The 10,482-nt window shown below is 60.4% G+C and carries 12 protein-coding genes; 3 read left to right on the forward strand and 9 right to left on the reverse strand.

The window, feature by feature from the left end; all coding sequences use genetic code 11:
- Positions 1 to 232 precede the first annotated feature (232 nt).
- From ACBR42_RS16300 to ACBR42_RS16325, 6 genes are all read right to left on the reverse strand, one after another.
- Complete coding sequence (locus tag ACBR42_RS16300) at positions 233 to 553, reverse strand: hypothetical protein (protein WP_371208720.1); 321 nt, start codon at positions 551 to 553, stop codon at positions 233 to 235.
- 42 nt (positions 554 to 595) lie between these two features.
- The gene (gene mobF, locus ACBR42_RS16305; RefSeq protein WP_371208721.1) at positions 596 to 3,781 is read right to left on the reverse strand and encodes a MobF family relaxase; all 3,186 of its coding nucleotides are present in this window, start codon (positions 3,779 to 3,781) and stop codon (positions 596 to 598) included.
- Positions 3,778 to 4,041: a hypothetical protein gene (locus ACBR42_RS16310; protein WP_371208722.1), complete on the reverse strand. Its 264-nt coding sequence runs from the start codon at positions 4,039 to 4,041 to the stop codon at positions 3,778 to 3,780. The genes mobF and ACBR42_RS16310 overlap by 4 nt, the downstream gene beginning before the upstream one ends.
- Before the next feature lie 77 nt (positions 4,042 to 4,118).
- Positions 4,119 to 5,681 (reverse strand): hypothetical protein, encoded by a 1,563-nt coding sequence (locus tag ACBR42_RS16315; RefSeq protein ID WP_371208723.1) that lies wholly within the window; start codon positions 5,679 to 5,681, stop codon positions 4,119 to 4,121.
- Between the two features lie 70 nt (positions 5,682 to 5,751).
- Positions 5,752 to 6,099, reverse strand: coding sequence for a type II toxin-antitoxin system PemK/MazF family toxin (locus ACBR42_RS16320; RefSeq protein WP_371208724.1), 348 nt, complete (start codon positions 6,097 to 6,099; stop codon positions 5,752 to 5,754).
- Positions 6,089 to 6,331 (reverse strand): hypothetical protein, encoded by a 243-nt coding sequence (locus ACBR42_RS16325; RefSeq protein ID WP_371208725.1) that lies wholly within the window; start codon positions 6,329 to 6,331, stop codon positions 6,089 to 6,091. Before ACBR42_RS16325 ends, ACBR42_RS16320 begins: the two co-directional genes overlap by 11 nt.
- Before the next feature lie 322 nt (positions 6,332 to 6,653).
- Here ACBR42_RS16325 and ACBR42_RS16330 point away from each other — a divergent pair, with 322 nt between their 5' ends.
- The 3 genes from ACBR42_RS16330 to ACBR42_RS16340 all read left to right on the forward strand — a co-directional run bounded on the left by ACBR42_RS16330 (position 6,654) and on the right by ACBR42_RS16340 (position 8,957).
- Positions 6,654 to 7,481, forward strand: a complete 828-nt coding sequence (locus tag ACBR42_RS16330) for a hypothetical protein (protein WP_371208726.1) — start codon at positions 6,654 to 6,656, stop codon at positions 7,479 to 7,481.
- 88 nt (positions 7,482 to 7,569) lie between these two features.
- A complete protein-coding gene (locus tag ACBR42_RS16335; RefSeq protein ID WP_371208727.1) occupies positions 7,570 to 8,352 on the forward strand; it encodes a hypothetical protein in 783 nt (260 codons plus the stop codon).
- Positions 8,340 to 8,957: a hypothetical protein gene (locus ACBR42_RS16340; RefSeq protein ID WP_371208728.1), complete on the forward strand. Its 618-nt coding sequence runs from the start codon at positions 8,340 to 8,342 to the stop codon at positions 8,955 to 8,957. Before ACBR42_RS16335 ends, ACBR42_RS16340 begins: the two co-directional genes overlap by 13 nt.
- A 112-nt stretch (positions 8,958 to 9,069) precedes the next feature.
- Here the strand turns inward: ACBR42_RS16340 and ssb are convergent, their stop codons facing one another.
- The 3 genes from ssb to ACBR42_RS16355 form a co-directional block, all read right to left on the reverse strand.
- Entirely contained in the window at positions 9,070 to 9,564 is a 495-nt protein-coding gene (gene ssb, locus ACBR42_RS16345; protein WP_371208729.1) for a single-stranded DNA-binding protein, read from the reverse strand.
- Between the two features lie 57 nt (positions 9,565 to 9,621).
- Positions 9,622 to 10,074 carry a hypothetical protein gene (locus tag ACBR42_RS16350; protein ID WP_371208730.1) on the reverse strand — a complete coding sequence of 151 codons (453 nt, stop codon included), beginning with the start codon at positions 10,072 to 10,074 and terminating at the stop codon, positions 9,622 to 9,624.
- A gap of 219 nt (positions 10,075 to 10,293) precedes the next feature.
- A partial coding sequence (locus tag ACBR42_RS16355; protein ID WP_371208731.1) for a hypothetical protein occupies positions 10,294 to 10,482 on the reverse strand: 189 nt, incomplete at its 5' end.

Below are 10,482 nucleotides of genomic sequence, written 5' to 3' on the forward strand. Positions count from 1 at the left end.
CTCCCGGGAGAACCGCCGCACCGCCATGTCATCAAGCAGGCGCTGGCGAAGGGGACTGATTGCAGCAATGCACAGGGACTCTGTCATCATCCGGCTCCTTCTGGTGGGAAGAAGCCAGAGTGCTTGGCCAGATCAGGACAGTTCCAAATAAAACAGATCGCTCACGCCGTGGTGACAGACCTCCACACCGCACCATTCCCGCGCAGCGGGTTCGTTCTTCCCCCCAGTACAGTCATTTTGTCCACCCGTGCAGACCGCCCCATGCTTCATTGAGGATCGCGCCGGTAACTGCGCGATCCGAAACCGTGGCAGCCAGATCAGGATGATCCAGCAGGACATCATAGAGTTCCTGCATATCATCCCGATCGACATCCGGGATTTGTGCGACCATCGCCCGGACGCTCCCCAGAACGCCGTCGTTCAGGGACTTCTGGCCTTCTCTGAATCGTAGATAGGCGTCATGGGTCTCGATAGACTCTGCCTGACGCTCGGCCAGCACCAGCGGCTTTAACACATCAACAAACGCGGTTACGGCATCGGGTCCAAAAATCATGTCTTTTCCTTTCCACGCGATGAATTCGACAGATGGTAGTGGCTACATATCACGTCCTGCCGTCCGCGTCGGACGCCGATCGCGTTCACGCACCTGTTCTTCCCTTCGCTGTTTTTCCGCCTGCTCCTGCTGACGCCGCTTTTCGTCGACAACACGTTCCAGCTTCTCGGCCACATCCTGCGTCTTAAAAGCCATGCGTCTCAATGTACGGTCGATATCGTCCCATTTTTCCGGTGGCACCGCAGTAACCTCCCGAGCCGCCATACGGGACCTGAACCCTGCCCCCGGTGTCTTTCCCTGCTGCCGGGCCGCCTCATTGACATGGCTCTGTTGTATCCACCGCGTTGTATTCTCTTCATACTGGAGCCGAACCTGTTCAAGGTCGATGGCCAGGGCCTTGTACTCGTGCCGCCCCATGTCACCGGCAATCCGGTCCAACAGATTCTCCAGCGTCACGGGTGTCGCGTCCCCCAGCGGACGCGAAAATGATTCCGCCTCCCGTACCGGCGCTTCCGCCACCCGTGTCCAGCACGTATGGACATGCCTGCTCTCAGCCACATAGGCGGTAAACCCGGTGACGGACGAGCTGCCGCGCGGCATGGCGTTAATATGCTCGTCAGATGTGATGCCCTGCGCGGAATCAATCGTCATCGCATGGCCCGGACCCAGCCTGATACGCCCGGTCGCCCTGTCCGCCAGACGCTCCCACGGCACCATGCCGGTCACGCCCCGGGTGTTCCTCAGGACAATGCCTTTATCATTCCAACCCTCCACGTCCACGAAATCGCCATTGGATCCAAGGTCGCGCCAGCGCCACCCCCTTCCATCAGCCCGTGCCACCTGACACTGCGTCCGCGAGAACAGCCTGACACGGTCGCCCTTCGAGATGGGCAGGTCATAGGTTTCCCCGCGCTGGTCGATGGCCGCGCGTATGATTTCCTCCTGCCCGATCTCTTTGCGGGCGCGCAGCCGTTCGCGCACGGCCAGACTCAGCGCCAGAACATCCTCATTCGTCGGCGCTGACATGGTTATGCCGCGCTTCGCGCCACTGGCGCGCAGCATGTCCCGCCGCCTGAGATAGAAATCGGCCAGTTCGGCCACGACCTGGGCGTGGTCGCCACCAACAAGACTGAACGTACCGTCGCGGCGCTTCATGTCGATCGCCTCCCGGACGCGCGCGGTGTCCTTCGCTTTCTGCTTCGCCTCGCTGAGATTAAGCTGCCTGCCAGGGCTCCGGAACAGCCCGGCAATTTTGCGGGCACGGGCCGATTTCTGACGGATGGTGCTGAGGAGTTCCGGTCGTGCCTCGGGCGGCAGCACACGTTCCAGAATCTCCACGCTGTCGCCTGCCTCGATCGCCTGTGCCTGCTGGCGGTCTCCCAGAAGGCGGACCGAACAGCCGACTTCCTTCTGCAGTCGCAGGATTTCAAGGAGCTGGCGCGGGGCGATCTGACTGACCTCGTCCAGAACCAGAACAGTATCCCGATCGACCGCCAGCGTGCCCTTCGCGATGCCATCCAGAAGTGGGGTGAGAGCAAGCGTCCGGGCAATGCCGGCATCCTTGAGCGCATCCGCCTGCCGCCATGCGATGGCCGCCCCGATCAGGTTCCGGCCGTCCTCCTTCCATGCCGAGACAAGCGGCCTGAGAAGCGTGGTCTTGCCTGATCCCGCAACGCCCGTCAGGAAGCCAAGACCGCCTGCCCGCCCCAATGCATAGATGGCCGCAAGCTGGGCGCGGCCATGATCGGGATCGCGGTCAAAATCCAGTCCCGACCCGGCAATGGCGCGGGTAATCGCCTCATCAGACAGGGTGCCCTGCTGCGTCCGGGACGCAAGGCCCGCCAGATCGCCCATTTCCGTCTCGATCGCAACCTGCCTCGCCGTTGCAATCCGCACCTTCCGGTCCTGCTCACGGATGACGAACCCGACCCGTTCACCGTCGACTTCAATGCCCCGCGTCTCGACCATATCGGCTACGTGGTCGATATCCTGACGACCGTTGATACCAGTCGCAATCAGCGCGTGCGCCGCATGCATGCGAAAGACATCCCGGTCCAGCACGGCCGCCGTCCTGAACTCATCTGCGATCAGCCGGGCAGCGATTTCGTAAGCCTTCTCGTACCGCTCGGGATCAGGCAGTTCCTGACTGACGTCGCCCGTCAGGACGGTGCTATGCTTCCATCCGAGTTCCGCCGCCTCTTCGCGCCAGATTTCCCGGTCGTTGGTGCCGGTATATTTCTTCGAGCGATAGGCAAGGTTCGCCTGGTGCAGCACCTTGAACTTCTGTTCGGCTGACATGGCGTTCCAGTCGCCGCCCTGTCGCTTCACGAATGCCTTGGCCTGTGTTTCGGCCTGATGGCTCCGTTTCGAGAAGGCGTCACAGACGGATCTCGGAATGCTTTCGATGACAATGGCCTTGCCCCGCTCGTCGGGCCGGACCCTGACGCCAAGCCCACGAAGCTGCTGCGCCAGTTCGGCCTGGAAATAGGCGCCGAACAGGTGAGAAGTCGTCTTTGTAATCCGGGCGCTGTCGAGGGAGCCGAGATGCCCGCTTTCCGTCGCCACCGCATTGAACATCATGTTATGGATATGGGCCTGCGGATCGCCGGGCACCGGGAGTTCAACCGATCCCGTCGGGCCATCCGGTCCATCCTGGATGACCATTGCCGGGCGCGCGGTGTAATGCCGGATCGAAACTCGAGCCACCTCTCCCGGCTCCATGTATGCCTCGTCGCCAGATCCACGCCGGGCGACACCAACTTCTTCGGCGATCAGTGCCATGGCCCGGTCATTGGCGATATGGATCGCCTGCCATATCAGGGCCTGCTCGGCCCGCGTGGCGGCGAACTCAGCCGCAAGCGTCACGGATTTGTCGGGCGATGCGGTAAAATCGAAACTCGAGATTTCACGCTTGCGGCCGGTATTGGCCCATTCCTCGCCGGTGTCCGCACGTTTTGCCTCGAACAGGCGTTCGAGACCCTTGTTTTCCGGTGGCCGGGACAGGTCAATTCCCAGGGCGTCAGCAATCCTTCCGCCCATATCAGTCGCCCATTCCCCTTGACCGTCGCGACCGATGTAATAGCTGTTCAGGCGCGCCCCGCTCTCCACATCACGGGACCGGTCGCGATCCGAGCGGACATCCGTCTCCGGATCGAGCTTATGCTCCCGGAGATAGGCGACAATAAGCTTGCCCGCCCCGTTCGCACTCACCTTCCGATAGGTGATCATGACCCTGCCCCCCGCTCGGCCCCGACCGGCGCCAGAAGCCGCACGCTCTCGGTAAGCTGGTTCAGCGTATCGGTCTGTTCGCTAACGGCTGCGGACAGGCGGTCCAGTGCGTCCGCGACACGATTGCCATCGTCATCTTCGCTGGGGCTGACATACCGCAGGATGTCCTCAATCCCCTGAAGGGCCAGGCCCATCTGCGCGGTCAACTGCAGCAGGGACGCTGCAATACCGGCCTCCCTATCTTTTTTTCTCTCGGGCATATCCTGTTCTCCTGAACTGTCAGGAGTTCAGGATAGGTCAGCCTTTTGTGGGTGCCGCCGCATGCGCGGCCGGATCGTCAGCCCGGCAGAATCCGGCGCATGCTATTACCCAACGGATAGAGAACGCCATTCATCACCCAGACGGGGCGACTGATCGACGCCAGAATGCCTTCCGACCCGTCCACCTTCGGCGCTTCATGAACATAGACCGCAGCCAGACCTACAAAGACCACGATTCCGATCAGGCTCCGCCGGAATGGAACCGCCCGCACGCAGCACAATGACCCATAGTACAGGACCTTCCATAAGTGGACGATCATGCCGAGGGTTGAAAACGCCAGTGCAAAGGCCACGGCGATCAGCAGTTCCGTCGCAGGCCGGGCATCATGCTGGAACGCCGTGTTGCCACTCCGCACGGCCGGTTCATCAAACAGACTGGAATATTCCTCTACCCGGGCGTCCAGCAGCGGACGCCAGACCCGATCCTCGAACTGGTTCGGCGGCATGTCAGCGGAAAGCACCAGATGAGGTGGGGCTTCGAGGGACTGGCGCCAGAGTTCCTGCACCGTATCCGTTGCGACAAAGGCCGCTTCATCCAGGTCGGGAGAGAGAGCTTCGCCAAAACCGTCTCGCGTCGCCGTCCGGAAGTTCGTCAGCGCCAGGTCACGCACATGCGTCGCCACCGCCGCGTCAAATGCCTGCCGGTCATCCGGATGCCAGTTTGGGGCAACCGGAATCTCGTGCTTCCGCACACGCCCTGCGACGACTGGCCAGAAAAACCGTGGAACAGATCCGGGCGTATAATTCCTGACCTGCAACTCGGTGATATACTCGGACCACGCCTGTTCCTGCTGCGCAGGGATTGTGCGCAGTCCGTCCTGATAACGTGCGACCATCTGCCGGTAGCGGTCATAAACGGACATGACCCGCTCCCGGCTTTGCCAGTAACCTCCATGATAGAACTGCTCCGGCGAACCCATCCCACGCGTAAGCGCATTCCGAATGACGCCCCGATCGGGCACGTCCGGGCTGGCGTGGGGAAACCCACCCATCCATGCCACGACCGGGTACCCGGCAAGCAGTCCGCGTTCAGCGTCCTGACTCCGCCCGGCACCGAAACGGGCCATGTCATCAGGCAGCGGCGCACTGGCAGACAGACCATGTGACAGGGTCTCGTATGCAAGGGCGGAAATGCGTTGCGCAGGGGTAGTCGCATCCACACATTTCCGGAACAGGAACGCCTCCCCCACATATACATTCACCACCGTCAATATACCACTCATGGTCAGTATGATGACGGCTTCCCTGGTAAAAACCCTCAGATCCCGTCCGTCACGGAAGATACGCGGCAGAAGCACACTACCCCATAGCCAAAGTGCCGCCGCCACTCCCGAGAGATAGCGTCCCATCCGTTCTACGGAGTGAACCTCGTCAGGAGAAGGCGAGCCCAGCGCGAAGTCAAGCAACCGGGCATTGAACGCGATTTCCACAACCAGATAGATGACCGTCATGGCCAGCATGGCAGGCGCATATATGACACGCCAGCTTCCGTACTCGTATTTCCGCCGGTTTGCCTCGTCGGAATCACTGAACCAGAGCTGTTTCAGGGCGCCGCGCCACCGCCAGAACATGACCCTCATGGATTAAAATCTCCCATCACGGAACTGAGCCTCCGTGCGCCTGTTGTGGGCACGGAATCCCGTCCGGAAATCAACCTGCCCCCACCACCAGCGCGATCTGGCGGCGGACCAGGGCAAGCTGTTCAGGGCATATGCTGTAATCGGTGCGCGTCAGGTGCCGCTTCGACGTCGTGGCCACCATCGCGCTGGCTGCCCAGCAGACCGACGCAAGACCGTTCATGGCGGTCGGTTCGATACGGACCGAGAGGTCCGGCACAACCAGATTTTCATTATCGGTCAGCGGCACCAGGATCACGTTGGGCCATTCAGGCGGGAACAGGTCATCCTCCACCACGACGGCCAGTTTATCCCGGCCTCGCCCCGCCAGCACGATTTCCCCGGCCCGAAAGGGCGCGGAGGCCGATCCCTTACTCCCCATGACCCTGTCCGCCACCGGCCCCATCGAACAGGGCGCGTGCCTCGGGAGCCCCGGCGGCATAGGCGGCGACACTGGCACCGTCCGCACGGATACGCTCCCGCCGGGCGAGGCTGACACCTTCTTCCAGAAGTTCGCGGACCAGGCGGCTCAATGGGACCCCGCGCGCATTTGCTTCCCGCTCCAGGTCATCACGCAGGCGATCGTCAAGACGGATCGACAGAGGGCTCGTCATGCTTCTTCTCCACACAGAAACAGTCCGCATTGTGTAGTACGTTAATGTAATACACTCAAGCCGTGACCCGGTGTCGCATGAGAACATGATCCAGATCCCCTGATGCCTACAGGCCATCGGCCTGTAGGCGGATGTAATCCGCGCGAAGCGCAAACCGAAAGGTTTGCATTTGTATATGGACTTAAGAAATTTCTGTAGTCTTTGTGTAGTCTTCATGTGGTCGTGGCGTAGCCGAACCGTGGTCTTGTTGTAATCGTGACGTGGTCGTGATATGCCTCTGGCAGCGCCACAGGGCGGGCTCCAGTGGGGTTGGGAGAGTGAGATGTCTGCGGGAACCATCGGCATTGAAGGAGCACTGACGGTGCTTGATGACGCGCGCGGCACGCTGTCGCTGCGGACATGGATGGAACGGCACCGTGCGGAAGTCCTGCGTCATTGCGATGGTCGCCGCATTGACTGGGTGGCCCTGTGTCGCTGGTTTACCGAGGTCGGGCTGGTGAATGCGCGGGGGCTGGCTCCGACCGTAAAATGCGCCAAGATGATATGGTATCGCGTGGGCAAATGGATGGAGGCCCGTAGGGAGCGAGCTGAAGTCCGCGCGACAGAAGCACAGCAGACCGGAACGGTGGCCGCTCAGGTCAACGCACAACGCTCCAGTCCTGCAACGGACCGGCGCAAGCGGCACGAAGAAGATGAAGATCTTCGCAACAGAATGGCAGAAGCCGAGCGTGCAGCAGCATGGGCACGCGAAAAGCGCGCGTCTGATGAGGCAGCCGCACTTCAGCAGAAGCGACAGGCCGAGTTTGATGCACGGAAGCCCATCGGGTCCGCAGCAGATCAGGCAACCACGCCCCCGGGTCAATATCCCAAACAGAAGATCCTGAGCGACGCGCGGGGCATGGCCCTACCGCCCTGCGAGGAAGAGAATTTCCCTCCCGCCAAAAAAGGGGAAATCAGCGGTGCGACAGGACATCCATGGAAGTTTGATGACCTACCGGGCTACCCGAGCAAGTGGCATTTTGAATATGAACTGGACTGGGTTCGCGTCGTCTCGCGCATGCTACGCCAGCATCACGAAACAAACCGCACCATGACAATGGATGAGGAAGATGTCGTCATGTGTGGGCAGTCCTACAAATACGTCATCTGATCTCCCCCTGTCCGGACCCACAACCGGATGGCGGATATTCCCATGAGGCAGGCAACAGGGCCTGTCCATCATGAGGAGTCAGTCATCCATGAGTGCTGAAAATTCAAAAGCCGGGAGCACCACCAGCTATCGCGCCGTATGGCGTCTGGGGCGCGGTCGTGGAGGCGGCAGCCTTGGGTGCGCCGTAATTGCTCATAATGCGATTGAAGCCGGTCGGCCCACGCTTGTTGCTGACGGCGACGTAAACAACCCTACCCTTTCGCGAATTTTCGATCCGAACGGGAAAAACGGAATCGAACGACCGCTTGATGCCGAGCTGGAAACCAGCAAAACGTGGCTCGCTGCATCTCTGGCCACCGCCATAAGCCGTCAGGCCTCAATCATCATTGATATGGGCGGCGGGGACCGCGTGAGCGAAGAACTCGCCAATGAAGTCCCCTTGGCCGACTTCCTCAAAGGGAACGGATTTATCCCGACATTCATGTATTTTACCGGTCCCGAACGTGATGACTTTGATCATGCCTATCGCATCTGGTCATCGTCTGCATTTCGGGACGTGGACTCTATTCTGATCATGAACGAAGGGTTAAGTCGGACGCACAGCAAAACCAAAGACCCTTTTGAATGGGTGCGGGAGGATAACCGCTTTCGGGAAATGCGACAGAGCGGAGTTCTTCCGGTGAAGATGCCTGCCCTGACATGCATGAAATATCTTGAGGAAGGTGGCCTGACAGTTTTCGATGCCATTGCAGGCAAACCAACGAGCAACGGAAAGCCGCTCAACCCGCTGTGGAAATTCATGGCCGAGAAATGGCTGCAAGAGTTCACGGCAGCCTTAAAAGCAAGCGGAGCTACAAAATGGCTTCCCTGACCGACAGTAACGGCAATCCGTTCCAGCAGGCGCGCGAGCGCCTGCTGATACGCCTTCATGATGCGGGCATAACGCCTGACAGCCCCCTGGGCGTGCTGTTGCTGGAATATCTTTCGATGATCCAGACCGGAGCCGCCGACACATCGACCGCGTCACAGAGCGCTTGTGACAGCCTTCGTTCGGCCGTGACGCTACTCGAAGCGTTCCGGCCCGAAATGGATAAGGCGCTAGCTGCCGTTACCCAGATGGAACAGGTTGGCAGGGGCCGTATCGAAAGGCAGGAACTGTTTCTGGAGCGCGAGAAACAAAACCTTGTCGGGACAATGGTCAACGCAGTTACAAAAGACCTGCGGACACAGGTATACCACAGGATACGCGAGCAGCTCCCAACGCAGGAGGTGAAGTTTTACCGTGAAGCACGATGGCACGCCTATACGCGGCTTGTCATGGGCGGGGTCATTCTGGTGGTTCTCGGCTCGGCCCTGACGATGGCTGCGACGTGGCCACAGTTCAGGCGTGGCGGATACTGCACCAGCCACACCTACATCAACCCGAATACCAGCCGGGCGTGGTGCGATCTGGATGACGACACGCCCCGCTCCTGACTGGCGCTTCCGGGTCCGGCGAAAGCGCTGCTTTGCCGGGTTCGGGCGCGGGTGGCAGGATGGGCACCCGGCTTTTTGTGTCCATCGTGCCACCGGTCCATACCGGGCGGCGTCAGAAGGGCACTTCGTCGGCAAGGTTATTGCCATCCATGGGCGCATCCCATCCGCCCGCGGCTGCTCCAGCGGTGCGCGCACCACCCTGTGACGGCTGGCGGGCGGGCGCGTCGTACCCACTGCCCATATCCTCGCCGCCCCGATTGCTGTCGAGAAGAACCAGCTCGCCCCGGAAGCGATCGACCACCACTTCGGTCGTATAGCGGTCCTGTCCGCTCTGGTCGGTCCATTTGCGTGTCTGGAGCGAGCCTTCCAGATAGACCTTGCGGCCCTTGCGCAGAAAACGCTCGGCCACGTCGGCGATCCGGTCGTTGAAAATGACAACCCGGTGCCATTCCGTCCGTTCGCGCCGCTCGCCCGATGCGCGGTCATTCCATGTATCGCTTGTCGCCAGTGTCAGCGAGACGATCTTCGCCCCGCTCTGGCTGTTCCGTATTTCCGGGTCCTTGCCCAGATTACCCACGAGAATGACCTTGTTGACGCTGCCCGCCATATGTCTGCTCCATTACCAGTTTTGAGGGAAAAGGTGGTTCCGGCCCGTGGAACCGCTTCAGGCGGCTTCCAACGCGCCCCGTTCCGACCGGGCGTACTGCTCTGCCCGCTCATTGAGCCGGGATGCGATCTCCACTGGCGATCCATTCCGGCCGTCCCAGTCCCCGAGCAGTTCCCACCCGGCATACAGGGCGATATACCGGCATCTTTCCGGATCGGCGGCATAATTGGCCAGCAGATACCGCGCGCCATCGGGTACAACCATGCCATCATGGGCAAGGCTGTCGAACAGACGCTCAACACCGTTTTGCGGCTGTGTTGCATCCTGATAGCGCCACCCATGGCGCTCGACCAGGGCGGCAAGCGTCTGATCCGAATAATGCGCGTCCTGAAGTTCCACGGCACACCCGACTTCAGCCAGACCACCTTCAACAGACTGCCGATTGCGTTTCCCAGCCCTGCCTTGCGCGTTGTGAGGAGCATGGCCTATAATTTCGTTCACGTCGGACATGAAATTACTCTTCATTTCTGGCGCAGTCCCGGCGTGGTGTTCGCTGCACCTGCCGGGGCGCTTGAGCCAGAAGGGCCAATCCCTTCCGACAAGAAAAACTTAGTACAAATACTCAATAACAACAATAGAAAACCGCCAAAAAACAGCCAATAAATACGATTTATATTTGTTGTTTTCGGATATATTTTAATTGAAAACAAATCAATATATGTCGTTTTACTAGACCATATCCTGCCGGGGTGCGGGGCGGCGAGCGCCCGTGACGGTGACGGGAGTGGAGAGGATGGAGGCGTTTTTCTGAGCCACATCCTGCCCCCGGGCAAGACGGTGGCACGGACAGGGAGTCAGGACCGAAGCGGCCTGAGCAAGCCGGTCGGCCTGCGCCTGACGCGGGGCAACGCCCTGCGG

The organism is Komagataeibacter sp. SM21 (assembly GCF_041402665.1).
GTDB lineage: Bacteria > Pseudomonadota > Alphaproteobacteria > Acetobacterales > Acetobacteraceae > Komagataeibacter > Komagataeibacter saccharivorans.

Coding starts and splice junctions, on each gene's coding strand:
- ACBR42_RS16300 (WP_371208720.1), bottom strand. CDS start 553: ATGATTTTTGGACCCGATGCCGTAACCGCGTTTGTTGATGTGTTAAAG.
- mobF (WP_371208721.1), bottom strand. CDS start 3,781: ATGATCACCTATCGGAAGGTGAGTGCGAACGGGGCGGGCAAGCTTATT.
- ACBR42_RS16310 (WP_371208722.1), bottom strand. CDS start 4,041: ATGCCCGAGAGAAAAAAAGATAGGGAGGCCGGTATTGCAGCGTCCCTG.
- ACBR42_RS16315 (WP_371208723.1), bottom strand. CDS start 5,681: ATGAGGGTCATGTTCTGGCGGTGGCGCGGCGCCCTGAAACAGCTCTGG.
- ACBR42_RS16320 (WP_371208724.1), bottom strand. CDS start 6,099: ATGGGGAGTAAGGGATCGGCCTCCGCGCCCTTTCGGGCCGGGGAAATC.
- ACBR42_RS16325 (WP_371208725.1), bottom strand. CDS start 6,331: ATGACGAGCCCTCTGTCGATCCGTCTTGACGATCGCCTGCGTGATGAC.
- ACBR42_RS16330 (WP_371208726.1), top strand. CDS start 6,654: ATGTCTGCGGGAACCATCGGCATTGAAGGAGCACTGACGGTGCTTGAT.
- ACBR42_RS16335 (WP_371208727.1), top strand. CDS start 7,570: ATGAGTGCTGAAAATTCAAAAGCCGGGAGCACCACCAGCTATCGCGCC.
- ACBR42_RS16340 (WP_371208728.1), top strand. CDS start 8,340: ATGGCTTCCCTGACCGACAGTAACGGCAATCCGTTCCAGCAGGCGCGC.
- ssb (WP_371208729.1), bottom strand. CDS start 9,564: ATGGCGGGCAGCGTCAACAAGGTCATTCTCGTGGGTAATCTGGGCAAG.
- ACBR42_RS16350 (WP_371208730.1), bottom strand. CDS start 10,074: ATGTCCGACGTGAACGAAATTATAGGCCATGCTCCTCACAACGCGCAA.